20 protein-coding genes, 2 tRNA genes and 1 pseudogene are annotated in these 24,157 nt (G+C 72.4%); 15 read left to right on the forward strand and 8 right to left on the reverse strand.

Going from position 1 to position 24,157, the window contains the following annotated elements; all coding sequences use genetic code 11:
• The first annotated feature begins 14 nt into the window (after positions 1 to 14).
• Complete coding sequence (gene ettA, locus AC0VX2_RS04705; protein ID WP_060974242.1) at positions 15 to 1,697, forward strand: energy-dependent translational throttle protein EttA; 1,683 nt, start codon at positions 15 to 17, stop codon at positions 1,695 to 1,697.
• A gap of 84 nt (positions 1,698 to 1,781) precedes the next feature.
• On the opposite strand, the gene AC0VX2_RS04710 is transcribed toward ettA, so the two are convergent.
• On the reverse strand, positions 1,782 to 2,801 hold the full coding sequence (locus AC0VX2_RS04710; protein WP_036316850.1) for an acyl-CoA thioesterase: 1,020 nt from the start codon (positions 2,799 to 2,801) through the stop codon (positions 1,782 to 1,784).
• A 77-nt stretch (positions 2,802 to 2,878) separates the two neighbouring features.
• Here AC0VX2_RS04710 and AC0VX2_RS04715 point away from each other — a divergent pair, with 77 nt between their 5' ends.
• Positions 2,879 to 3,589, forward strand: coding sequence for a DUF8185 domain-containing protein (locus tag AC0VX2_RS04715; RefSeq protein WP_044659098.1), 711 nt, complete (start codon positions 2,879 to 2,881; stop codon positions 3,587 to 3,589).
• Positions 3,590 to 3,626: 37 nt separating this feature from the next.
• On the opposite strand, the gene AC0VX2_RS04720 is transcribed toward AC0VX2_RS04715, so the two are convergent.
• From AC0VX2_RS04720 to AC0VX2_RS04735, 4 genes and pseudogenes are all read right to left on the reverse strand, one after another.
• Positions 3,627 to 4,100 carry a globin gene (locus tag AC0VX2_RS04720; protein ID WP_158184944.1) on the reverse strand — a complete coding sequence of 158 codons (474 nt, stop codon included), beginning with the start codon at positions 4,098 to 4,100 and terminating at the stop codon, positions 3,627 to 3,629.
• A gap of 168 nt (positions 4,101 to 4,268) precedes the next feature.
• A pseudogene (locus AC0VX2_RS04725) lies at positions 4,269 to 4,700 on the reverse strand (OsmC family protein); the annotation flags it as partial.
• 135 nt (positions 4,701 to 4,835) lie between these two features.
• A complete protein-coding gene (gene pepN / locus AC0VX2_RS04730) occupies positions 4,836 to 7,457 on the reverse strand; it encodes an aminopeptidase N (RefSeq protein ID WP_254184110.1) in 2,622 nt (873 codons plus the stop codon).
• A gap of 155 nt (positions 7,458 to 7,612) precedes the next feature.
• Positions 7,613 to 8,392, reverse strand: a complete 780-nt coding sequence (locus AC0VX2_RS04735; protein ID WP_169577766.1) for an IclR family transcriptional regulator — start codon at positions 8,390 to 8,392, stop codon at positions 7,613 to 7,615.
• Between the two features lie 174 nt (positions 8,393 to 8,566).
• Between AC0VX2_RS04735 and AC0VX2_RS04740 the strand changes: the two genes are divergently transcribed.
• The 4 genes from AC0VX2_RS04740 (at position 8,567) to AC0VX2_RS04755 (ending at position 12,473) form a co-directional block, all read left to right on the forward strand.
• Positions 8,567 to 9,421 (forward strand): alpha/beta fold hydrolase, encoded by an 855-nt coding sequence (locus AC0VX2_RS04740; RefSeq protein ID WP_049146105.1) that lies wholly within the window; start codon positions 8,567 to 8,569, stop codon positions 9,419 to 9,421.
• Between the two features lie 14 nt (positions 9,422 to 9,435).
• On the forward strand, positions 9,436 to 11,001 hold the full coding sequence (locus tag AC0VX2_RS04745; protein WP_049146108.1) for a flavin-containing monooxygenase: 1,566 nt from the start codon (positions 9,436 to 9,438) through the stop codon (positions 10,999 to 11,001).
• Between the two features lie 86 nt (positions 11,002 to 11,087).
• Positions 11,088 to 11,561, forward strand: coding sequence for a ribose-5-phosphate isomerase (locus AC0VX2_RS04750; RefSeq protein ID WP_044659097.1), 474 nt, complete (start codon positions 11,088 to 11,090; stop codon positions 11,559 to 11,561).
• A complete protein-coding gene (locus AC0VX2_RS04755) occupies positions 11,562 to 12,473 on the forward strand; it encodes an Fpg/Nei family DNA glycosylase (protein WP_475432725.1) in 912 nt (303 codons plus the stop codon).
• Between the two features lie 122 nt (positions 12,474 to 12,595).
• Here the strand turns inward: AC0VX2_RS04755 and AC0VX2_RS04760 are convergent.
• Positions 12,596 to 12,666: transfer RNA gene (locus AC0VX2_RS04760), tRNA-Gly, on the reverse strand.
• Positions 12,667 to 12,742: 76 nt separating this feature from the next.
• On the opposite strand from AC0VX2_RS04760, the gene AC0VX2_RS04765 reads away from it, so the two are divergent.
• From AC0VX2_RS04765 to AC0VX2_RS04795, 7 genes are all read left to right on the forward strand, one after another.
• Complete coding sequence (locus AC0VX2_RS04765) at positions 12,743 to 13,636, forward strand: SDR family oxidoreductase (protein WP_036316872.1); 894 nt, start codon at positions 12,743 to 12,745, stop codon at positions 13,634 to 13,636.
• An 83-nt stretch (positions 13,637 to 13,719) separates the two neighbouring features.
• Positions 13,720 to 13,793: transfer RNA gene (locus tag AC0VX2_RS04770), tRNA-Pro, on the forward strand.
• Between the two features lie 42 nt (positions 13,794 to 13,835).
• The gene (gene tig, locus AC0VX2_RS04775) at positions 13,836 to 15,191 is read left to right on the forward strand and encodes a trigger factor (RefSeq protein WP_101965505.1); all 1,356 of its coding nucleotides are present in this window, start codon (positions 13,836 to 13,838) and stop codon (positions 15,189 to 15,191) included.
• Between the two features lie 267 nt (positions 15,192 to 15,458).
• Complete coding sequence (locus AC0VX2_RS04780) at positions 15,459 to 16,073, forward strand: ClpP family protease (protein ID WP_169577765.1); 615 nt, start codon at positions 15,459 to 15,461, stop codon at positions 16,071 to 16,073.
• A 41-nt stretch (positions 16,074 to 16,114) separates the two neighbouring features.
• The gene (locus AC0VX2_RS04785) at positions 16,115 to 16,780 is read left to right on the forward strand and encodes an ATP-dependent Clp protease proteolytic subunit (RefSeq protein WP_041104792.1); all 666 of its coding nucleotides are present in this window, start codon (positions 16,115 to 16,117) and stop codon (positions 16,778 to 16,780) included.
• Between the two features lie 167 nt (positions 16,781 to 16,947).
• Positions 16,948 to 18,246 carry an ATP-dependent Clp protease ATP-binding subunit ClpX gene (gene clpX, locus AC0VX2_RS04790; RefSeq protein WP_036316877.1) on the forward strand — a complete coding sequence of 433 codons (1,299 nt, stop codon included), beginning with the start codon at positions 16,948 to 16,950 and terminating at the stop codon, positions 18,244 to 18,246.
• A gap of 62 nt (positions 18,247 to 18,308) precedes the next feature.
• Positions 18,309 to 18,926, forward strand: coding sequence for a mycothiol-dependent nitroreductase Rv2466c family protein (locus AC0VX2_RS04795; RefSeq protein WP_036316880.1), 618 nt, complete (start codon positions 18,309 to 18,311; stop codon positions 18,924 to 18,926).
• Between the two features lie 83 nt (positions 18,927 to 19,009).
• Here AC0VX2_RS04795 and AC0VX2_RS04800 read toward each other — a convergent pair whose 3' ends face one another.
• Positions 19,010 to 19,345 (reverse strand): DoxX family protein, encoded by a 336-nt coding sequence (locus tag AC0VX2_RS04800; protein ID WP_036316984.1) that lies wholly within the window; start codon positions 19,343 to 19,345, stop codon positions 19,010 to 19,012.
• Between the two features lie 360 nt (positions 19,346 to 19,705).
• On the reverse strand, positions 19,706 to 22,390 hold the full coding sequence (valS, locus tag AC0VX2_RS04805; RefSeq protein ID WP_049146115.1) for a valine--tRNA ligase: 2,685 nt from the start codon (positions 22,388 to 22,390) through the stop codon (positions 19,706 to 19,708).
• A 139-nt stretch (positions 22,391 to 22,529) separates the two neighbouring features.
• Here valS and AC0VX2_RS04810 point away from each other — a divergent pair, with 139 nt between their 5' ends.
• Together AC0VX2_RS04810 and AC0VX2_RS04815 are read left to right on the forward strand one after the other, a co-directional pair.
• Positions 22,530 to 23,324: an SDR family oxidoreductase gene (locus AC0VX2_RS04810; protein ID WP_044659094.1), complete on the forward strand. Its 795-nt coding sequence runs from the start codon at positions 22,530 to 22,532 to the stop codon at positions 23,322 to 23,324.
• 43 nt (positions 23,325 to 23,367) lie between these two features.
• Complete coding sequence (locus AC0VX2_RS04815) at positions 23,368 to 24,117, forward strand: sirohydrochlorin chelatase (RefSeq protein ID WP_036338855.1); 750 nt, start codon at positions 23,368 to 23,370, stop codon at positions 24,115 to 24,117.
• Positions 24,118 to 24,157: the final 40 nt, after the last annotated feature.

Consider the following 24,157-nt stretch of genomic DNA (forward strand, 5'->3'; position numbering starts at 1 on the left):
CTAGCCTGGGCCGCATGGCGGAATTCATCTACACGATGGTCAAGGCCCGCAAGAAGGTGGGCGACAAACTGATCCTGGACGACGTCACCATGTCGTTCTACCCCGGGGCGAAGATCGGCATGGTCGGCCCCAACGGCGCCGGCAAGTCGACGATCCTGAAGATCATGGCCGGGCTGGACGAGCCCTCGAACGGCGAGGCGCGGCTCTCTCCCGGCTACTCGGTGGGCATCCTGATGCAGGAGCCCAAGCTGGACGAGTCCAAGACCGTGCTCGAGAACGTCCAGGAGGGCGTCGGCGAGATCTACGGCAAGATCCAGCGCTACAACCAGATCTCCGAGGAGATGGCGAACCCGGACGCGGACTTCGACGCCCTCATGGAGGAGATGGGCGAACTGCAGTCCGCCATCGACGCCGCGGACGCGTGGGACATCGACTCCCAGCTCGAGCAGGCGATGGACGCCCTGCGCACGCCCCCGGGGGACGAGCCGGTCACAAACCTCTCCGGTGGCGAGAAGCGCCGCGTCGCGCTGTGCAAGCTGCTGTTGGAGAAGCCGGACCTCCTCCTGCTCGACGAGCCCACCAACCACCTGGACGCCGAGTCCGTGCTGTGGCTCGAGCAGCACCTGGCCTCCTACCCGGGCGCCGTCATCGCCGTCACCCACGACCGGTACTTCCTCGACCACGTCGCGGAGTGGATCGCGGAGGTCGACCGCGGCCGCCTCTACCCGTACGAGGGCAACTACTCCACCTACCTGGAGACCAAGCGCGCCCGCCTCGAGGTGCAGGGCAAGAAGGACGCCAAGCTCGCCAAGCGCCTGGCCGATGAGCTCGACTGGGTCCGCTCCAACACGAAGGGCCGCCAGGCGAAGTCCAAGGCCCGCCTGGCCCGCTACGAGGAGATGGCGGCCGAGGCCGAGAAGACCCGCAAGCTGGACTTCGAGGAGATCCAGATCCCGCCGGGCCCGCGCCTGGGCACCGTCGTGATCGAGGCCAAGGACCTGAAGAAGGGCTTCGGGGACCGCGTCCTCATCGACGGCCTGTCCTTCTCCCTGCCCCGCAACGGCATCGTCGGCGTGATCGGCCCGAACGGCGTCGGCAAGACCACCCTGTTCAAGACCATCGTCGGTCTCGAGCCCCTGGACGGCGGCGAGCTGAAGATCGGCGAGACCGTGAAGATCTCGTACGTGGACCAGTCCCGCTCCAACATCGACCCCGAGAAGTCGCTGTGGGAGGTCGTCTCGGACGGCCTGGACTACATCAAGGTCGGCAACGTCGAGATGCCCTCGCGCGCCTACGTGTCCGCGTTCGGCTTCAAGGGCCCGGACCAGCAGAAGAAGGCCGGCGTGCTCTCCGGCGGTGAGCGCAACCGCCTGAACCTGGCCCTGACCCTCAAGGAGGGCGGCAACCTGCTGCTCCTCGACGAGCCCACCAACGACCTCGACGTGGAGACCCTGACCTCCCTCGAGAACGCGCTGCTCGAGTTCCCGGGCTGCGCCGTCGTCGTCTCGCACGACCGCTGGTTCCTGGACCGCGTGGCCACCCACATGCTGGCCTACGAGGGCACCGCGGAGGACCCGGCCAACTGGTACTGGTACGAGGGCAACTTCGAGTCCTACGAGGCCAACAAGGTCGATCGGCTCGGCCCCGAGGCCGCCCGCCCGCACCGGATGACGCACCGCAAGCTCACGCGCGACTGAGCCGACGCGCCCCCGGGCGCCGCGCCGACGACGGCCCGCCGCGATCACGTGATCGCGACGGGCCGTCGTCGCGCCGGGGCGGGGTCAGCGCCGCCAGCTGCGGCGCAGCACCGTCCGCAGGGCCATGCGCTGGGCCGCGCCACGCACGCGCGCCCGCCGGGCGGCGGCCCCCTCGGGCAGGCGGATCATGCCCTCCTGGGCGACCGTGGCCACGAGCGTCCCGTCCTCGGTGAACACGGCGCCCGTGCCGAGGCCGCGCGCGCCCTGGGCGCTGGGGGAGTCCTGGACGTAGAGCAGCCACTGGTCGACGCGGGCGGGCCGGTGGAACCACATCGCGTGGTCCAGGGACGCCACGGACATGCCGGGCTGGATCCAGGCGACGCCGTGCTGCCGCAGGATCGGCTCGAGAAGCGTGTAGTCCGAGGCGTAGGTGAGCGCCGCCCGGTGCAGCGCGGGGTCGTCGGCCAGCGGCGTGAACGTCTTCATCCACACCATGTTGCGGTTCTCGGTCTCCGGGGCCGGGTCCACGTAGAGGGCCGGGGTGACGTGACGGATGTCGAACGGCCGGGCCCACGCCCACTCCTGGGCCACGGGGTGGTTGATGCCGCCCAGCACGTCCGCCGTCGTGGGCAGGTCCTCGGGCCGGGGCACTCCCTCCGGCATGGCCACCTGGTGGTCCAGCGCGCTGCCGGCGGGCTCCTGGAAGGAGCAGGTCAGGGCGAGGATGGCCTTCTCGTTCTGGGAGGCCAGCACCCGGCGGACGGAGAAGGAGCGGCCGTCCCGCAGCGTCTCGACGGTGAACGTGATGGGCTGCAGCGCGTCCCCGGGGCGGATGAAGTAGCCGTGGAGCGAGTGGGCGGGGCGGGCGCCCGGCACCGTGCGGGAGGCGGCCGCCAGCGACTGGGCGAGCACCTGGCCGCCGAACACCCGGCCGCGCGTCTGCCGGGGAGTCGTGCCCGTGAAGCGGACCTGACCCGTCACCGGGTCCGGCGCGGCCGGCGTCAGCTCCAGGATCCCGCGCAGCACGTCGGTGGGGTCCTTCGGGGCCGAGGCCGGACGGCCCGGTGCGCGACTGGGGCGGGGACGGGGATGGCGCTGCGGCACGAACGGCTCCTTCGACGTGGATGGACCCCGCGACGGCGGGGCGGCCCGGGACGCGACGGACCTGGGACAATGCTTGCATGACCGAGCACTCCGCCGCCGCACCAGTCCTCCGCTTCGTCGACGACCGCGCTGTGCGGGACCTCGAGCAGCTGGCCACCCGCGCCCGTCGCGTCGCCGACACGGGGATGCGCCTGCACGTCGTGCCTGAGGCAGGGCGCTCCCGCACCCCGATGCTCGCCCAGTGGGTCTCCGTGCTGCAGCCGGCCGGGCTCGGAGACGGGGTGCCCGTCGTCCTGGGGCTGCGCACCGTGCCCCTGGCGACCGCCGACGGCGTGGCGGACCTGGACGCCGTCGTCGCCCTGGGCTCCGTCACCGAGCGCACCGCCCGGATGCGCGGCCAGGACCCCGTCGACCTGGCGTTCGCCGTGCCGCCGGGCCGCGAGCACGTCACCTGGACCGCGCTGACCCCGCCCCGCGGCGGCTGGACGCCCGTGGCCGAGGTCGCCGACGAGGAGCTGGCCGAAGTGGCCACGCGCGGCGCCGACGCCGTGCGGGACGCCCTGCCCGAGAACCCGGGGGAGGCGCTGGTCCGCAAGATCCGGGCGCAGATGTGGGGACCCCTGCTCGGGGGCGACGCTCTGCAGTTCCCGGCCGGCATGGCCTTCGGCGCGCACGCGCTGGGCTTCCTGCGGCCCGGCGGCCGCGCCCGGCTCAGCACGGCGGGGCCATGGACGCGCCTGGACGCCCCCGGCGGCTTCGTACTGGGCCGCCCCGCCATGGCGGTGTGAGCCCGCGCCCCATGTCGGGGCGCGGACCGCGGGCCGGTCAGGCCGAGTTCTGCAGGGAGTGGGCGGCCCGCTCCAGGTAGTCCCAGAGTTCGGCCTCGTGCAGCGGTGACAGCTCCAGCGTGTCCACGGCGGCGCGCATGTGCCGCAGCCACGCGTCGCGCGCGGCCGGGTCGATCCGATACGAGGCGTGGCGCATGCGCAGGCGGGGGTGGCCGCGCTCCTCGGAGTACGTCCGCGGTCCGCCCCAGTACTGCTCCAGGAACATCAGCAGCCGGCGCTGGGCGCCCTCGAAGTCGTCCTGCGGATACATCGGGGCGAGGATCTCGTCTTCGCGCACGCGGGCGTAGAACTCGGCGGTCAGCCGGTCGAAGGTCGGGCGGCCGCCGACGGCGTCGTAGAAGCTGGTGGCCTGACCGGGCGCGGCCGGGGTCCCCGGGGTCGCACCGGCGGGGCCCGCCGCGGCGTCGCGGGCGCGCACCTGCTCCACCGGGGCGGGCGTGCCCTCCTGCATCACCGGCTCGACCTCGGTGGGCCGCTCCGCCAGGCCCGTCACACGGGACGGGCCCTTGGCGACGCGCGGCCGCAGCACCGCCAGGGGGGCGCCCAGGCGCGCGGAGTGGTCCGGCAGCGTCGGCGTGCCGGTGGGCAGGGCCTCGGGGCGGACCGGCTCGACGGTGACCGGGGCCGAGAGCGAGTTCGCGATGAAGCACAGCCGGTGCGCCTCGGCGTGGAGGGCCTCGGCCCGCTCCCGGTCGGCCTCGTCCTGCAGCGTGACCTCGGGCCGCAGCGTGATCGCGATGAACCGCCCGGCGCCGTCGCCGTCCACCTCGAGCTCGCCCTCGACCCCGCACGTCATCCCCGTGACCACGACCCCGGAGGTCGCCGCGACATGGAGGTACGAGAGCACGTGGCACTCGGCGAGCGCGCCGAGCAGGAGGGTCTCCGGGTTCCACTTCGAGTCGTCGCCGCGGAAGGGGCGGGCGGCCGAGGCCTGGATCTCGCCGACGGCGGCGTCCTGGATCACCACGGAGCGGTCGTAGTCGCGGACGCCGGAGGTGCCCGAGCCGCGGTCGCCCGTCCACTCGGTGCGCAGGGAGAAGGTGTGCTTCATGGGTTCCAGCCTAGCCAGCCCGCGCCTCGACGGCGGCCGGGGCGGTGCTGGAGGGCATCTTCCGTGGAATGCCCACCAGCACCGCCCCGCAGGCGCCAGCAGAGGCGTCAGCCGCGGCTGCCGCCGCCGTCCGGCTCAGGCCCCGGCGTGGACCTGATGCACGTGCGCCGTCGCGTGCTCGCGCGCGGCCAGGGCGCGGACGGTCTCGTCCCGGCCCTCGGCGAGGACGCGGGACAGCCCCGCGCGGGTGCCGGCCAGCCGCTCGGACAGGGCGGTGGCGCGGTCGGCGATCTCCCGGGTGACCTGGGCGGTCGGGTAGCCCAGCGTCGCGGCGGTCTCGGCCATCTCGTGAGAACGGGAGTCCCACATCGCCTCGACGCCTTCGAAATAGGAGTCCGCGAAGGGCGCGATCAGCGCGGCGTCGTGGACCCGCGCGAACCCGATCAGGGCCTGGCGCTGCTCCGTGTTGGACAGCTCGCCGGCCATCACTCGGTCCCAGGCCGCGCGCTTGGCCTCGGCCGTCGGCACGGCGGCCCGGGCCTGGATCGCGGCGAGCGCGCCCGTGGCGGTCGCGTCGGCGCGCTCGGCCTCGGCGATCTCGGCCTCCCCGGCACGGCTGGCCGCCACCAGCGCAGTGAGCAGCTCCCAGCGCAGGTCCGTGGTGAGGTCCAGCCCGGGCACGGTGCGGGTGCCGTCCACGAGGGCCGCCAGGCGGTCCAGCTGCGCCGTGGTGCGCGCGTGCAGGGCGAACGCCTTGACGAACTGCAGCTGGTTGTCCGAGCCGTCCTCGGCCTCCGCGACGAGGCCCCACAGACGGTCGGCCGCCGCGACCCGCACGGCCTCGGCCTGGTCCTCGGGCAGGTACAGGCCGATCGCCGTCGCGAGCTGGCGCAGCAGCGTCTGCACCACGGACGAGTCCCGCTCGTGGCCGACGTTGGCGAGGACGAGGTCGACGAACCAGGCGGCGGAGGCCTCGCCGTCGCGCACGGTGTCCCAGGCCGCCCCCCACAGCAGCGTGCGCGCCAGCGAGCCGTCCACATCCTTCAGACGGGTGGACGCGGCCTCCCACGAGGCGTCGTCGAGGCGCAGCTTGGCGTAGGCCAGGTCGTCGTCGTTGGGCAGGATCACGGCGGGACGACGGCGGCCGGCGGCCTCGGCGACCTCGGTCACCTCCCCGGCCACGTCGAGCTCGAAGCGCTCGGTGCGGGTCAGGCGGCCCGTGGCCTCGTCCACGTCGTAGAAGCCCACGGCCAGGCGGTGGGGGCGGAGCACGTCGTCGCCGGGCGCCGACGGCGAGCCGTCCGGGGCGCTCTGGCGCAGGCGCAGCGCGGTGATGGTGCCGGCCTCATCCGTCTCCACCTCCGTGCGCAGCGTGTTCACGCCCGAGGTCTCGAGCCACAGGCGGGTCCACTCGGACAGGTCTCGGCCGGACGCGGCCTCGAGCTCGGACATGAGGTCCGGCAGCTCGGTGTTGCCCCACGCGTGCTGGGCGATGTACGCGCGGACGCCGGCCATGAAGTTCTCCTGGCCCACCCAGGCCACGAGCTGGCGGAGCACGGAGGCGCCCTTGGCGTAGGTGATGCCGTCGAAGTTGACGAGCACGTCGTCGAGGTCGCGGATCCGGGCCTTGATGGGGTGCGTGGAGGAGAGCTGGTCCTGACGGTAGGCCCAGTTCTTCTCCATGGAGGAGAAGGTGGTCCAGGCGCCGGTGTACTGCGTGTTCTCGGCGGCGGCGAGCGTGGACATGAACTCGGCGAAGGACTCGTTGAGCCACAGGTCGTTCCACCAGCGCATGGTGACCAGGTCGCCGAACCACATGTGGGCGAGCTCGTGGAGGATCGTGATGGCGCGGCGCTCGATCAGCGCCTCCGGCACGGTCCCGCGGAAGACGTACGACTCGAGGAAGGTCACGCAGCCGGCGTTCTCCATGGCGCCGGCGTTGAACTCGGGCACGAACAGCTGGTCGTACTTCTCGAACGGGTAGGCGTGGCCGTACTGGGCCTCGAAGAACTCGAAGCCCTGGCGGGTGAGCTCGAAGACGTTCTCCGCGTCCAGGTGCTCCACCAGCGACGCGCGGCAGTAGACGCCGAGGGGGATCGTGCGGCCGTCGGCGCTGGTCAGCTCCGAGTGCACGGAGGCGTACGGGCCGGCGACGAGCGCGGTGATGTAGGAGGAGATGCGCGGGGTGGGGGTGAACTCCCAGACCGCGGCATCCACGCCCTGCGGGTTCTCCTCGGTCGCCACGACGCCGAGGGTGCGGCGGGAGGCCTCCGGCTGGTTGGACACCACGGCCCAGTGCGCCGGCGCGGTCACCGTGAAGCGGAAGGCGGCCTTGAGGTCGGGCTGCTCGAACACCGCGAACATGCGGCGGGAGTCCGGCACCTCGAACTGGGTGTAGAGGTAGACCTCCTGGTCCACGGGGTCCACGAACCGGTGCAGGCCCTCGCCGGTGTTGCTGTAGTCTCCGAGCCCGTCGACCACGAGGGTGTTCTGCGCCGCCAGCGGGCCGATCCGCAGTCGGGCGCCGTCGAAGTCCGCCACGTCCAGCGCCTCGCCGTTGAGGGTCACCGTGGGAGCCTGCTCCGCCACGAAGTCGATCCACGTGTGGGTGCCCACCGCGTCCTGCGTGGCCGCGAACGTCACGGTGGTGGCCGTGCGGAAGTGCTCCGCTCCGCGGGTGAGGTCCAGGCTCACCTCGTACGCGTCCACGGTGAGGGCGGCCGCGCGCGCGGCGGCCTCTTCACGGGTGATGTTCATGGCGGCGGCGGTGGTCACGGTCGGACTCCTCCTGGGGTCGGGTGGATGCGGCACGGCCGGGCGCCTGTGATGGGGGCCATGGCACGGTGCTCCCCAGTGTGCCACCTGGCCCGGGCGTCGTGGACGGCCGCGGAAGGGCGGGCCAGCCGGCGTGCTCAGCCCCCGATCTCGGCCAGTCGGGTCGCCGCCGCACGCAGCACCTCAGCCACCTCGGGCACGCGTGCCGGTGGCATCCGCTGCTCGGCCGCCGAGGCCGTGAGGGACACCTGGGGGATGCTTCCCGTCCGCGCCGGAACGCCACAGGCGACTCCGGCCACCCCGGGCACGACCGGCACACCGCCGCACCACCCCTGCTCGTCCATCTGACGCAGCAGGGTGTTCAGCAGGTCGTGCAGGGCCCCGTCATCCGTCAGGTTCCAGCGGCGGGGAGGCCGGGCGACGACCGCGTCCACCTCCGCTCGCCGGCGCTCGGGCGGCAGGGCGGCCAGGAGCGCGATGCCGGCGTACCCGGCGGCAAGCCGCTTGACCTCGCCGACCTCCACGGTGAAGACGCGCACGGGGGAGTCGCCGTCGCATCGCAGGAGGTAGGCCACTCCGCCCGCAGCCCGTGCCGCCAGGTAGACCGTGTCCCCCAGCTCGTCCGCGGCGGCCTGGACCACGGCCCGGCTGGCCTCGCGTTCGATCAGGCACCGCGGCGTCACCGGTTCGAACCCGACCGGGCCCCACCGATCACCGAGTGCATAGGCGGCCCCGCGCCGGGTCACAGCACCCTGCTCCGCCAGGTCGGCCAGCAGCCGATGGGCGGTGGGCTGGGGCAGACCCGTCCGCTGGACGAGCTGGCTCAGCCGCAGGCCGGCGGGTCCGGCCTCGTGCAGCAGACGCATCACGAGGGCGGCACGGGGCAGGACGCCGGTGGGCGGGGGCAAAGGGGTCACCGGTCCATCGTGCCGCAGCTCCGGCGTCAGAGCTAGTTCCATTAGATGGACTGAGCGACCTAGCCCCCTGCTTGCATTGCTGGGCCTGATAGCGCCATGCTGGGAAATGTAGGGCGCGTCACATCGCAGGTGTCGGGCCCCATAGTCCACATATCGGTTTCCAGGAGGAGCCTCATGCCACTGACCGCATCGACCGTCACGCGCACCGTCAGCGTGGACGGTGCCTCCGTCACCTGCCACGACTCGGTGACACCCGGGGAGCTCGACCGGCCTCTCGTGCTGGTCCACGGCACGGGCGGGACGACCGCCTCGCACTTCGGCCACCTGTTCCCGATGATGGCCACGCGGACGCGCGTCATCGCCGTGGACTGGGCGCCGACGGCCGACCCCGCCGCAGACCTGACCGTCGACCTGCTGGTCGGCCAGGTGCGGGCTGTCGTCGACGAGCTCCTCGGCCCCGACGCCGCGTTCGACCTGCTGGGCTACTCACTCGGCGCCGTCGTGGCCGGGCAGCTGGCCGCCGACCTCGGTCGCCGTGTGGAGAACCTCGTGCTCGTGGCCGGCTGGGCGACGACGGATGTCCACCAGCGCCTGCGCAACGAGGTCTGGCGGCACCTGTACGCCACGAGCCCTGATGCCCTGGCCCGTTACACGGCCTTCTGCGGCCTGTCCCCGCTGGCCCTGCGCTCCCTGACCCCGGCCATGCTCGACGGGGCGCTCGCCTCCCTGACCGCGGACGAGTTCACCGCCCGGCAGATGGACCTGAACGCCCGCGTGGACGTCGCCGACCGTCTCTCCGCCGTCACCGCGCGGACACTGATCGTCTCCTGTGCCGAGGACATCATGGTCCCGCCCCATCACCAGTACGAGCTGCTCGGCATCATCGACGACGCGCGGCTGACGACCATGACGAGCGGCCACGCCTTCTTCCTCGAGCGCCCGGCCGAACTCATGCAGATCGTCGACCTGTACCTGCGCGAGCCCGACCGCCACCCGGCCGGCGCGATCATCCCCGAGACCCACGCCTGAGAGAGGGGCCAGCCATGACCACCGCCATGACCACCACCACCGACGTGCGCCCCGCACCGCGCGACGAGTCCGCCGAGATCCTCATCATCGGCTCCGGATTCGCCGGCCTCGGCATGGGCGCCCAGCTGCGGCGTCACGGCCGCGAGGACTTCCTCATCCTGGACCGCGCCCAGCAGGTCGGCGGGACCTGGAGGGACAACACCTACCCGGGTGCCGCGTGCGACGTCCCGAGCCACCTCTACAGCTTCTCCTTCGCGCCGAACCCGCAGTGGTCGGGCTTCTACACACCGGGTCCGGAGATCCAGGACTACCTCGTGCGCTTCTCCGAGGACGAGGGCCTCACCCCGCACCTGCGTCTCGGGGCGGACATGCTCGAAGCGCACTGGGACCCCGAGACGGAGCGGTGGACGGTGCGGACGCCGCGCGGGACCTACACGGGACGCTGGCTCATCATGGGCACCGGGCACCTCGCCGACCCCCGCCTGCCGGACGTCCCGGGTCTCGACGCCTTCGAGGGCGAGGTCATCCATTCCGCCCGCTGGGACCACACGGTGGACCTGAAGGGCAAGCGTGTCGCCGTCGTCGGCACCGGCGCCTCCGCGATCCAGGTCATCCCCGAGCTGGCGGCGACGGCGGCCGAGCTCGTCGTCTTCCAGCGCACCCCCGCGTGGGTCACCCCGCGCGTGGTCAAGCCGTACTCCGCGGCCGTGCGCCGCATGTTCGAGCGCGCCCCGCACACCATGCAGCGCGAGCGCGACGACATCTTCTGGTTCGCCGAGTCGAACTATGCCCAGCGCCGCGGTGTGCCGGCCGCACTGGACCAGGTCCGGGCCCAGGCCCTCGGGCACCTGGCCGCCGCGGTCTCTGACCCCGAGCTCCGCGAGCGCCTCACGCCGCGGTACCTGCCGGGCTGCAAGCGTGTGCTCGTCTCCAACGACTACTACCCGGCCATGGCCCGGGACAACGTCACCCTGGAGGACAGCGCGCTGGACCGCGTCGAGGGGAGCCGGCTGTTCGGCGTGAGCGGTCACGGGTACGAGGTCGACGTCGTCGTCCTCTGCACCGGCTTCGAGGCGGCCCAGCCGCCGTTCGCCGAGCGCGTCCACGACGGTGAGGGCCGTTCCCTGGCCGATCACTGGAGCAGCGGCATGGCGGCGTTCGACTCCACGGCCGTGGCGGGATTCCCGAATCTGTTCGCCATCAACGGGCCGAACACCTCGCTGGGGCACAACTCGATCGTCTACATCATCGAGTCGCAGATCGCGTACATCTTGGAGGCCCTGGACCGGGTGGAGCACGAGGGAATTAGGACGATGGTCCCCGAGACACTCGCCCAGGAGGAGTACGTGGACCGTCTCCAGGAGCGGGCCGCCACCTCGGTGTGGCTCGTGGACGGCGGCTGCCACTCCTGGTACGTCGACCCCCGCTCGGGCAAGTTGACGCTGATCTGGCCCGACTACGCCTACGACTTCCGCGCCCGCAACGGCCACTTCACCGGGGAGGGCTTCCTCTCCTCGGCGAGTGGGGAGCCCGAGCCCATGCCGGTGCGCGAGCCCGAGCGATCGGTCGCGCTGATCTGAGCCGGCCCGCCCCGGGGCAGGGGGTCGGGTGGGGCCGTCAGTAGACTGACCCCACCCGACCGTCGTCCTTCTGGAGGAGTCTGCGCATGCGCGTCCACATCGCCACCGACCACGCCGGCATGGAGCTGTCCGCCCACCTGGTGGAGCACCTCACCGCCGCTGGCTACGAGATGGTGGACCACGGACCCACCGAGTACGACGCGCAGGACGACTACCCGGGCTTCTGCATCAACGCCGCCCGCGCCGTCGTCGCCGACCGCGAGCAGGGACTGGACTCGCTCGGCATCGTGCTGGGCGGCTCCGGCAACGGCGAGCAGATCGCCGCCAACAAGGTGGCCGGCGTCCGAGCCGCCCTGGCCTGGAACCTGGACACGGCGCGGCTGGCCCGCGCGCACAACGACGCGAACGTCGTGGCCGTCGGCGGTCGACAGCACTCGCTCGAGGAGGCCACCGAGCTCATCGAGGCGTTCCTGGCCGAACCGTTCTCCCAGGACGAGCGCCACGTGCGCCGCATCGGGAAGATCGCGCACTACGAGACCACCGGAGAGGTGCTGATGTGAGTGCCTGAGGGCCACTCCGTCCACCGTCTCGCGCGCCAGTTCACCGACGTCTTCGGCGGCCGCCGGATCCGCGCCACGAGTCCGCAGGGCCGCTTCGCCGAGGGGGCCGCCCTGCTCGACGGCCAGGTCCTGAAGCGCGCCCGGGCCCACGGCAAGCACTTCTTCGCCGACGTCTCCGGCGGCCACGTGCTCCACGTCCACCTGGGCATGTACGGGGCGTGGACCTTCGGCGGGGATCAGGACTTCGCGGCCGCGTCCTCGATCGGCGCACCCCGCCGGATCGGCGAGCGGGAGGTCCACGACGACGGCGCCCCGGCCGCCGAGCCCGCTCGCGACGCCAACGGCTGGGTCCAGCCCCCGCCGCCGGCCGCCACGGTCCGGCTGCGACTGCGCGCCGAGCACGGCTGGGCCGACCTGATCGGCGCGAGCCGGTGCCGCGCGCTCACTCCGGCCGAGGCTGCCGACGTCGTCGCCGGCCTGGGCCCGGATCCGCTGAGCGACGACGATCCCGCGCCGTTCTACGACCTCGCCCGGCGGACACGGCGGCCGATCGGCGTCGTGCTGATGGACCAGGCGGCCGTCAGCGGGATCGGCAACATCTTCCGGGCCGAGGCGCTGTTCCGCGCCGGCATCGACCCGTGGCGGCCGGCCCGGGAGGTCTCCGCGTCGGACCTGGCATTCCTCTGGGCGGACAACGCCGCGCTCATGCGGGAGGGCGTGCGGCTCGGGCGGATCGTCACCACGCGGCCCGAGCACCGGCCGGGGATCCCTGCCGAATCGGCCTGGCCCGAGCACGCGAACTACGTGTACCAGCGGCAGGGCCTGGCCTGCCTCGTGTGCGGGCGCGAGACGATCGTGGTGGAGGAGATGGCGGCCCGGAAGCTCTACCGGTGCCTCACCTGTCAGAGCTGAGGGGCCTGTAGCAGGCCCGACCGGGCACAGCGGTCAAGGCACCGGCGCGGACGACGACGCACCCGAGAAAGCCATGAGCCGGGCCATCGTGTGCACACGATGACCCGGCTCATGAGGTCCGGAGGGGATGACGGGAATCGAACCCGCGTAGCCAGTTTGGAAGACTGGGGCTCTACCATTGAGCTACATCCCCGCGGGGCCGCGCTCGGCGCGGACCAGCGGCTGACACCGTATCACGGCGGGCCCGCGTCGGCCGTGGGGGAAGAGGCATGATGCACGGCTCCCGTCCCGCCCTCCGCAGGGCCGCGTCCGCCCTCGCCGGCCGTCGTCCCCTGTCCCTGCGCGGCGCCACCGTCCTCGTGACGGGCGGCGCGTCCGGCATCGGTCGACTGATCGCCCTGGGGGCCGCCCGCCGCGGCGCGGGCCGCGTCGTCGTCTGGGACCTCGACCTGCAGGGGGCTGAGGCCGTCGCCGCCGAGATCCGGTCTCAGGGCGCGGACGCCCAGGCCGAGCGCGTGGACGTGACGGACGCGGCCGCCGTCGAGGCCGCCGCCGCCCGCGCCGGAGAGGTGGACGTCGCCGTGAACAACGCGGGCGTCGTGACGGGCGTGCGCCTCGAGGACGCCACGGAGGAGGGCATCCGCCGCACCTTCGAGGTGAACGCACTCGCGCCGTACTGGCTGACCCGGGCGGTCCTGCCCGGAATGCGGGCCCGGGACCGCGGGGCCGTGGTCACGGTGGCCTCGGCCGCGGGGTTGGTCGGCGTCGCGCGCCAGACGGACTATTCCGCCACCAAGCACGCCGCGGTCGGCTTCGCCGAGTCCCTCGCCGCGGAGCTGCGCAAGGACGGCAGCCGCGTCACCTCCCTCGCCGTCTGCCCCTTCTACATCGACACCGGGATGTTCGCGGGCGTGCGCAGCCGGGTGCCCTGGCTGCTGCCCGTGCTGGATCCGCGCCACGTGGCGCAGGAGGTGCTGGACGCCGTCGAGGCCGGCCGCACCCGCCTGCTGCTGCCGCGCGCCGTCGGTCTGATCGCGCCCCTGCGCGCCCTGCCGGCGCCCGTCTTCGACCGCGCGATGGACGTCCTCGGGGTCAACGCCACGATGGACGGCTTCACGGGCCGGCGGTCGCGGCTTTTCGCGGGGCGCGAGACGGCGCGCTAGGATTCCACAGTCTGCCCTCGGGCAGTCCCTCGGGTGTCCGGCGAGCCTCCACCGCGTGAGCCCGCCGGCGTCGGGGACGACGGCGGGGTGTAGCTCAGCTTGGTAGAGCGCGCGCTTTGGGAGCGTGAGGCCGCAGGTTCAAATCCTGTCACCCCGACTCGACGTCAAGACCATCCACCACCACCAACAGGAGTCATCCGTGGTCAAGTCCACCGCAGAGAACCTCAGCCCGACCCGCGTCAAGCTGACCGTCGAGGTGCCGTTCGAGGAGGTGAAGCCCGCCCTGGACAAGGCGTTCAAGGACATCGCCAACCAGGTCCAGATCCCGGGCTTCCGCAAGGGCAAGATCCCGGCGCGCCTGATCGAGCAGCGCTTCGGCCGCGAGATCGTCGTGGACCAGGCCGTCAACGAGGGCCTGAACACCTGGTTCTCCGCCGCCATCGCCGAGGCCGAGGTCACGCCGATCTCCCGCCCCGAGGTCGACGTGACCGCCACCCCGGACGCGGAGAACGCCGAGGGCCCGGTGGCCTTCACCGCCGAGTTCGACGTGCGCCCGACCATCGAGCTGCCCGACTACAAGGGCCTCAAGGTGACGGTGGAGCCCGCCCAGGCCACCGAGGAGGACGAGCAGAAGGCCCTCGACGCCCTGCGCTCGCGCTTCGGCTCCCTCAAGGATGTGGACCGCCCGGCCGCCCAGGACGACTTCGTCACGATGAACCTGACCGCCACGGTCGACGGCGAGCAGGTCGACCAGGCCGAGGGCCTGTCCTACCAGGTGGGCGCCGGCACCATGCTCGAGGGCATCGACGAGGCCCTCGACGGCCTGTCCGCCGGCGAGGACGCCACCTTCGAGACCACGCTCAACGGCGGCGAGCACGACGGCGAGACCGCCGTGGTCAAGCTGGAGCTGACGGCCGTCAAGGAGCGCGAGCTGCCCGAGGCCGACGACGAGTTCGCCCAGCTGGCCTCCGAGTTCGACACCATCGCCGAGCTCAAGGAGGACCTGAAGAAGCAGGCCGCCGAGGAGGCCGTGAACCGCCAGGGCGTCGAGGCCCGCGACAAGGTCCTCGAGGAGCTGGCCAAGCTCGTCGAGGTCCCGGTGCCGGACGGCGTCATCGCCGAGCAGGTCGAGCAGCACTTCTCCGCCGGCGGCCACACCGCGGGCGACGACCACGACACCGCCGAGCACCGTGCCGAGCTCGAGCAGAACACCCGCGAGGCGTTCGCCAACGAGGTCATCCTGGACGAGGTCGCCGAGGCCGAGGAGGTCACGGTCGACCAGGGTGAGCTGATCGAGTACATCATCGCCACCTCCTCCGAGTACGGCATGGACCCGAACCAGTTCGCCATGATGCTCGACCAGGGCGGGCAGATCCCGATGATCATGGGCGAGGTCCGCCGCCGCAAGGCCCTGGCCAAGGTCCTCGAGTACGCCGAGGTCACCGACACCGACGGCAAGGCCGTCGACCTGACGGCGTTCGTGACCCCGGGCGGCCAGGAGGCCCTCGACGCCGAGGCCGAGGCCGACGACGCCGCGGCGGCCGAGCAGGCCTGATCCCGGCCGGTGGGGACGCACCCCCGCCGAGCCACGACGACGGCGCCCCCGCCCACGCCGGTGGGGGCGCCGTCGTCGTCCCGGGGCCCCGGTGGGCGGCCCCGGGCGGGGTCCGCGACAACCTGCGCCAACAGCGAAACGCCGACGGCGTCCCGCGCGCTGGCCCGGACGCCCGGCTAGTGTCGGACTCGATCAGGGACCCGTCCGTCCGCGCGAGCGGCCGCCGTTCGGGAGGCCCGTGGACATCTCGACAGGAAGGCGGAAGTGATGACCGACATCACCCCCAGCATGCGTTCGGTGGACCCGGCGCAGCGCGAGGATTTCCTCTACACCCAGCTGCTGAAGTCGCGCATCGTCTGGCTGGGCGAGGACGTCCGTGACGACAACGCCAACGCGATCTGCTCCCAGCTGCTCCTGCTCTCGGCCGAGGACCCGGAGAAGGACATCTACCTGTACATCAACTCCCCGGGCGGCTCCGTCACCGCGGGCATGGCGATCTACGACACGATGCAGTACATCCCCAACGACGTCGTGACGGTGGCCACCGGCCTCGCCGCGTCCATGGGCCAGTTCCTGCTCGCCTCCGGCACCAAGGGCAAGCGCTACGCCACCCCCCACGCCCGCGTGCTGATGCACCAGCCCTCCGGCGGCATCGGCGGCACCGAGTCGGACATCCGCATCCAGGCCCAGCTGATCCTGCACATGAAGCAGGTGATGGCGGAGCTGACCGCCGAGCAGACCGGCCAGTCCGTGGAGACCATCCTCGAGGACAACGCGCGTGACAAGTGGTTCACCGCGCAGGAGGCCCTCGAGTACGGCTTCATCGACCACATCGCCGACCGTGCCGCGTCCGTGACCGGCGGCGGCGGCGTCCGGGGCTGAGCCCGGCCCGGACCGTCCCGACCCTCTCCAGGAGACCAAGAATGACCCAGTTCCCCGCCGGGCTCCCCACCGGGATGCCCTCCCTGCCCACGCCGGACGCGCGCTACATCCTCCCGCAGTTCGAGGAGCGCACCCCCTACGGCTTCAAGCGTCAGGACCCCTACGCCAAGCTCTTCGAGGACCGCATCGTCTTCCTCGGCGCGCAGGTGGACGACGCGTCGGCCGACGACGTGATGGCCCAGCTGCTCGTGCTCGAGGCGATGGACTCCGAACGTGACATCACCCTGTACATCAACTCGCCGGGCGGCTCGTTCACGGCCATGACGGCGATCTACGACACCATGCAGTTCATCCGCCCCGAGGTGCAGACCGTGTGCCTGGGCCAGGCCGCCTCCGCCGCGGCCGTGCTGCTGGCCGCGGGCGCCCCCGGCAAGCGTCTGGCGCTGCCCAACGCGCGCGTGCTGATCCACCAGCCGGCGATGCAGGGCGACCGCGGCACCGCCACGGACCTGCAGATCCACGCCCAGGAGATCAACCGGATGCGCGTGTGGATGGAGGAGACGCTGGCCTCCCTCACCAACCGCACGCCCGAGGAGGTCTCGCAGGACATCGACCGGGACAAGTTCCTCTCGGCCGAGCAGGCCCTCGAGTACGGCCTCGTGGACGAGGTCCTCGCCTCCCGCAAGATCACCCGCCCGTCTGCCTGACCGACGACGCCCGCCGAGGGGTCCGGCCGCGCGGCCGGGCCCCTCGGCGCCGACCGGGGACCCGGTCCCTTAACGTGTCCGTCCACGGCCGTATGCTGGACGGAATCTGACAGCGACGACGCCCGCGCGGGGCGGACGTCTCCGCCCGGCCTTCGAGGAGTACCACCATGGCGCGTATCGGAGAGAGCGCTGACCTGCTGAAATGCTCGTTCTGCGGGAAGAGCCAGAAGCAGGTGCGCAAGCTCATCGCCGGCCCGGGTGTCTACATCTGCGACGAGTGCATCGAGCTGTGCAACGAGATCATCGAGGAGGAGCTCGGCGAGGCGGCGGAGGCGGACGAGACCGTCCTGCCCACCCCGCAGGAGATCTTCGACCACCTCGAGAGCTTCGTGATCGGTCAGGAGGCGGCCAAGCGTTCCCTCGCCGTCGCCGTGTACAACCACTACAAGCGCGTGCGTGGGCCGCAGGCGCGGGGCGGTGACCTGGCCGACCGCCTCACCGAGCGGGACGACCTCGCGGACGTCGAGGTCGGCAAGTCGAACATCCTCATGGTCGGCCCCACCGGCTCCGGCAAGACGTATCTCGCGCAGACCCTCGCCCGGCGGCTCAACGTCCCGTTCGCGGTCGCGGACGCCACCAGCCTCACCGAGGCCGGCTATGTGGGCGAGGACGTGGAGAACATCCTCCTCAAGCTCATCCAGGCCGCGGACTACGACGTGAAGAAGGCCGAGCAGGGCATCATCTACATCGACGAGATCGACAAGATCTCGCGGAAGTCCGAGAACCCCTCCATCACCCGGGACGTCTCCGGCGAGGGGGTGCAGCAGGCCCTGCTGAAGATCCTCGAGGGCACGGTGGCGTCGGTGCCGCCGCAGGGCGGGCGCAAGCACCCCCACCAGGAGTTCCTGCAGATCGACACGTCCAACGTGCTGTTCATCGTGGCGGGCGCGTTCGCGGGCCTGGACGAGATCATCGGTTCCCGTGCCGGACGCAAGGGCATCGGGTTCGGCGCGCCCCTGAACCACCTGGGCGCGGGGGACGTCACCTACGCGGACGTGCGGCCGGAGGACCTGCTGAAGTTCGGCCTCATCCCCGAGTTCATCGGCCGCCTGCCCGTGATCACCACTGTCGAGGACCTCACGCACGAACAGCTCGTGCGGGTGCTGACCGAACCGAGGAACGCCCTGCTCAAGCAGTACCAGAAGATGTTCCTCATGGACGGCGTGGAGCTCGAGTTCGAGCAGGACGCCCTGGACGCCGTCGTCGCCCAGGCCGAGGCCCGCGGCACCGGCGCCCGCGGCCTGCGCTCCATCATGGAGAACGTCCTCAAGCCCGTGATGTTCGAGCTGCCCTCCCGTTCGGATGTGGGCACGGTCGTCATCTCCGGGGACGTGGTGCGCGGCGAGGCCGAGCCCACGCTCATCCCGGCCGAGGTGGAACGACGTCGACGCGGCCGGAGCGCCTGACCGCCGTCGCCCAGCAGGACCGACCGGAGCCGAGACGGCTCCCTGACCGCAAGGAGCACAGCATGACCGACACCACGCAGCAGCCCACCGTCGACTTCTACTTCGACGCCACGTGCCCGTTCGCCTGGATCACCTCCCGGTGGATCCTGGAGGTCCAGAAGGTGCGCGACGTGCGGGTGGTCTTCAAGATCATGTCGCTCGCCGTCCTGAACGAGGGCCGCGACCTGGACCCCGACTACCTGGCCCGCCTCGAGAAGGCCTGGCTGCCGGCCCGCGCCGCCGTGCAGGTGCGCGAGCGGCACGGTGCCGAGGCGCTCGGCCCGTGGTACACCGCGGTCGGCACCCGCATCCACGAGCAGGGCCGCACGGACTACGAGGCCGTGGTGGCCGAGGCCCTCGAGGAGCTGGGCCACGACGCGGACATCCTGGACGCCGCCCGCACCGACGTGGCCGACGAGCAGCTGCGCGCCAGCCAGAAGGAGGCGGAGGACCTCGTGGGCAACGACGTCGGCACGCCCGTCGTGGCGTTCAACGGCACGGCCTTCTTCGGTCCCGTGATGACCCGCATCCCGCGCGGCGAGGAGGCGGGCCGCATCTTCGACGGCGCCGTCGCCCTGGCCGACTTCCCGTACTTCTACGAGATCAAGCGGGCCCGCACCACGGATCCGCAGTTCGACTGAGCCCCCGGCTCGCACGAGACCGGCCCCACACCTTCAGCGCGAAGGTGTGGGGCCGGCGTCGTCGGGGTGCGGGGCGGCGGGGGTCAGCTGCGCGCCACTCTGCCGGCCGCGCGGATCAGGGGGACCTGCAGGGGCAGCCGCCCGAGGGAGACCAGTTGCGCCGGCCAGGGCCGGCGTCGCCACCGCCAGGCCATCCACGCATTGCCGGGCCACACGCCGAGGAAGAGCGCCTGCGCGGCGCGTCCGCCCGCGCGCCGGGTGCGCGGGACGGCCAGCAGACCCGCCACGGCCAGCTCGGCCACGCCGGAGCCGTGGGTCCACGCGCGGGCCGAGCCGGGCAGGAACGGCGGGATCAGCCCGTCGAAGGGCTCAGGTCGGACGAAGTGGAGCACGCCCATGGCGGCGAGGGCGGCGGACATCCGCCGGGCGGAGGAGTCGCAGGCGCGGCGGCCGGCCGGGGCGGGATCGGGTGTCGGTCTCATCCTCTCAGTGTCCACCCCCGCCGCGGTGACCGCACTGCGACATGCGGCAGGAGCACGACCGGGAGGTGCACCACGACACCCCCGGGAGGGCCGCCTCCCGACGAACTCCGATCCGGCGGCGGACTGTCCGACGCGTGCTGTGCCCTACCGGATCCGGGCCACGAACATCCCACGCTGACGGCAGACTCGGGTTTGCAGCACGGGCGCGACGACGGCCCCGCCGCCCGTGATGGGCGACGGGGCCGTCGTCGTGCCGCGTGCGCTCCCGAGACACCGTCCGGGAACGCGCGGCGCGGGTCAGTCGTCGTCGACCGGTGCGAGCTGCACGTCGGAGACGGTCAGGGGCGCGGACTCGCCGGCCTCGCCCTGCGTGAGGGACAGGTCCGCGATGTTGCCGGCCGCCTTGAGGTCCGCCAGGCCGCCGCGCAGCTTCTCGAGCCAGTCGGCCGGTCCGGTCACCACGGCGGAGCGCACCTCGGTCCGCTGCTTCACCTTGGCCTCGGACTTCGCCTTGCGGATGCCGCCCAGGACCTGCGCCACGGTGGGCAGGACCTCGGCGTCGCCGGCGGAGGCGGCGAAGGACAGGGACGCCACCTCGTCCGCGGCGCCCGGCCACGCGGCGGTGTGCACGGAGCCGGCGCGCCACCAGCTCCACACCTCCTCGGTGGCGAACGGCTGGAACGGGGCCAGCAGACGCAGCAGGGCGTCCAGGGTGGTGGCCAGCGTGGTCACCACCGAGGCCTGCTCGGCCTCGCCGTGGCCACCGTAGGCACGGTCCTTCACGAGCTCCACGTAGTCGTCCGTGAAGGCCCAGAAGAACTGCTCGGTCACGTTGAGGGCACGTGCGTAGTCGTAGGCCTCGAACGCGCGGGTCGCCTGCTCCACGGTGGCCGCGAGGCGCGTCAGCAGGGAGGCGTCCAGCGGGTTGGTGACGGCCGCGGCGTCGTCGGCCGTACGGATGACGGCGTCCTGCGTGGCGCCCAGGTTCAGCACGAACTTGGCGGCGTTGAGCAGCTTGATGGCCAGGCGGCGGCCGATCTTCATCTGCGCCACCTCGTAGGCGGTGTCCGCGCCGAGGCGGGCCGAGGCGGCCCAGTAGCGGACGGCGTCCGAGCCGAACTGGTCCAGGATGTCGGTCGGGACCACCACGTTGCCCTTGGACTTGGACATCTTCTTGCGGTCCGGGTCGAGGATCCAGCCGGAGAGCGCGGTGTCCGTCCACGGCACGGAGCCGTTGAGGGCGTGGGCGCGCACCACGGTGGAGAACAGCCAGGTGCGGATGATGTCGTGGCCCTGCGGGCGCAGATCGAACGGGAAGACGTTGTTGAAGAACGCCTCGTCACGGGACCAGCGGCCCACGATCTGCGGGGTCAGCGAGGAGGTGGCCCAGGTGTCCAGGACGTCCGGGTCGCCGGTGAAGCCGCCGGGGACGTCGCGCTGGTCCTCGGAGTAGCCCGGGGCGGCCTCGGCGGCCGGGTCCACGGGGAGCTGCTCGTCGGCCGGGAGGATCGGGTTCTCATAGTCGGGCTCACCCTCCGCGTCCAGCGGGTACCAGACCGGGATCGGCACCCCGAAGAAGCGCTGGCGGGAGACGAGCCAGTCACCGTTGAGGCCCTCGACCCAGTTCTCGTAGCGGTGGCGCATGTGCTCCGGGTGCCAGGAGAGCTCGCGGCCGCGCTCGATCAGCTCCGCGCGGCGGTCGGCGTCGCGGCCGCCGTTGCGGATGTACCACTGGCGGGAGGTGACGACCTCGAGCGGCTTGTCGCCCTTCTCGTAGAAGTTCACGGCGTGCATGATCTTCTTCGGCTCTCCGTCCAGCAGGCCGGCCGCGGTGAGGGCGTCCACCACACCCTGCTTGGCGGAGAACACGGTCTTGCCGGCCACGGTGTCCGCATAGGCCTGTCGGCCGGCGTCCGTGGTGATCCACTCGGGGGTGTCGGCGGCGAAGCGGCCGTCACGGCCGATCAGGGTGCGGGTCGGCAGCTGCAGCTCGCGCCACCAGGTGACGTCGTTGAGGTCGCCGAAGGTGCAGACCATGGCGATGCCGGAGCCCTTGTCCGGCTTGGCCAGCGGGTGCGGGAAGACCTCGACCTCCACGCCGTACAGCGGGGAGGTGACGGTCGTGCCGAACAGGTGCTGGTAGCGCTCGTCGTCCGGGTGGGCGACCAGGCCGGAGCAGGAGGCCAGCAGCTCGGGGCGGGTGGTCTCGATGAAGACCTGCTCGCCGTCCGCAGCGGTGAAGGCGTAGCGGTGGTAGGCGCCGGGGACCTCGCGGTCCTCGAGCTCGGCCTGGGCCACGGCGGTGCGGAAGGTCACGTCCCACATGGTGGGGGCCTCGGCCAGGTAGGCGTCGCCCGAGGCGATGCCGGCCAGGAAGGCGCGCTGGGAGACGGCGCGGGAGACGTCGTCGATGGTCCGGTAGGTCATGTCCCAGTCGACGGACAGGCCGAGGCGGGTGAAGAGGTCCTCGAAGACCTTCTCGTCCTCGACGGCGAGCTCCTCGCAGAGCTCGATGAAGTTCTTGCGGGAGATCACGTCCCAGTCGCGCTGGTTCTTCGCCGGCTTCTCCGGCGGGCGGTAGCCCTCCACGTACGGCTTGGCGGGGTCGCAGCGGACGCCGTAGTAGTTCTGCACACGGCGCTCGGTGGGCAGGCCGTTGTCGTCCCAGCCCATCGGGTAGAACACGTTCTTGCCGTTCATGCGCTGGTACCGGGCGAGCACGTCGGTCTGCGTGTAGGAGAAGACGTGGCCCACATGCAGGGAGCCGGAGGCGGTCGGCGGGGGAGTGTCGATCGAGTAGACCTGCTCGCGGGTGGTCTGCGTGTCGAACGCGTACGTGCGCTCGTCGGCCCAGCGGGCGGTCAGCTTCTCCTCGAGGCCCTCGAGGGCCGGCTTGTCCGGCACGGCCACGGCGCCGGCGGCGGGGGTGGACGGGGTCGATGCGTCGATGGGCGTGTCTGTGCCCTGCGTGTTCTCAGCCATGCCCGCCATCCTCCCATGACCGGGGCGGCGGGCCGGGCCTGCGACGACGCCCGGGACGTCCCGCCCTTTCAGCCGCTCGACCTGGCGGAGGTGATCCGGGCGGTGCTCCGAACGGCACGGCTCGGCTACGGTCGGAGGCGTGAGCCACACCCATGAACCTGCGAAGAACCCCGCCCGCGCCGCCGTCGTGACGGGGGCCACGAGCGGCATCGGCCGCGCCACGGCCCTCGAGCTCGCCCGCCGCGGCTGGCGCGTGTACGCCGTCGGCCGCCGGGCCGAGCGCCTCGAGACCCTCGCTGCCGACGCCCGGGCCGAGGGCGTGAGCGGCGACGTCGTCCCCGCCGCCCTGGACGTCACGGACGAGGCCGCCGTCGCCGCGCTGGCCTCGCGCGTCGAGGCCGACGGCGGCGCCGACACCCTCGTCAACATCGCCGGCGGCGCGCTCGGCACGGACGCGGTGGGCGTGGGCGACCGCGCCGACTGGGAGTGGATGTACCGCGTCAACGTGCTCGGCACCCTGACGATGTGCCAGGCGTTCCTGCCCATGCTCCGCGCCCACGGCGAGGGCACCGTGCTCAACCTGACCTCGACCGCCGCCGTCACCGCCTACGAGGGCGGCGCCGGCTACAACGCCGCGAAGATGGGCCAGCACGGGCTCACCGGCGCGCTGCGCCTGGAGGAGGCCGAGCACAACGTGCGGGTGATCGAGGTGCTCCCGGGCATGGTCCACACCGAGGAGTTCTCCCGCAACCGCCTGGGCGGCGACCAGTCCGCCGCGGACGCCGTGTATGCGGGCGTGGAGAAGCCGCTCACCGCCGAGGACGTCGCCGAGGTGTGCGTCCACGCCGTCGAGCTGCCCCACCACGTGAACCTGGATCAGATCGTGATGCGGCCGGTCGCCCAGGCCGCCCAGCACAAGGTGATCCGCCGGTGAGCGGCGGGCCGCAGAACGTGTGGGCCGACGCGGTGGGCTCGGCATGAGCGCGCCCGTGCTGCACGTGATCGCCTGCGCCCACGGCACGCACGACGCGGCCGGCCGCGTCGTGATCGACGGCCTCCGTGCCGACCTGGCGGCCCTCCTGGACGCCGAGGGGCCGGGCGCCCAGGTCCACGAGGCCTACGTGGACGTGCAGAGCCCCTCCCTTGACGAGGTCGTGGCGGACCTGCCCCCGGGGGAGTCGGCCGTGATCGTGCCGCTGCTGCTGTCCCTGGGCCATCACGTCCACCACGACATCCACCACGCCGCGGCCGCCCGGCCCGACACGATCGCCGCCGCACCGCTGGCCGGGGTCGGGGACGACGTCGAGCCGCGCCTGGTGACCGTTCTGGCCGAACGGGTGGCCCAGGCGGTGCCGGCCGGTGAGGCCGCGACATCGGACATCATCCTGGCGGCGGCCGGCACTCGCGCCGCGGACGGCCAGGCCCAGGTGCACGCCCTGGCCGGGGCCCTGGCCCGGGCCACGGGACTGCCCGTGACCGCGGCGTTCGGGGCGGCGGCCACCCCCCGGGTGCCCGACGCCGTCTCCCGGGTGCGCGCCGCCGGCCGTCGCGCCGTGGTGGCCGCCCACCTGCTGGCCCCCGGGTACTTCCACGACCGACTCGGCGAGGCCGGCGCGGACGCGGTCACCGACCCCCTGCTGCCGCATCCGCTGGTGGCGCGGATCGCCCTGGACCGGCTGCGGTCCGCCCTCGCTGAGGCCCCGAGGGGAGCCGCCGGAGGCCGCTGAGCCGTTCGTCACACGACCGGGGCCGGGCCGGGCACCGACC

The sequence above is a fragment of the Micrococcus sp. iso_239 genome (assembly GCF_056173395.1).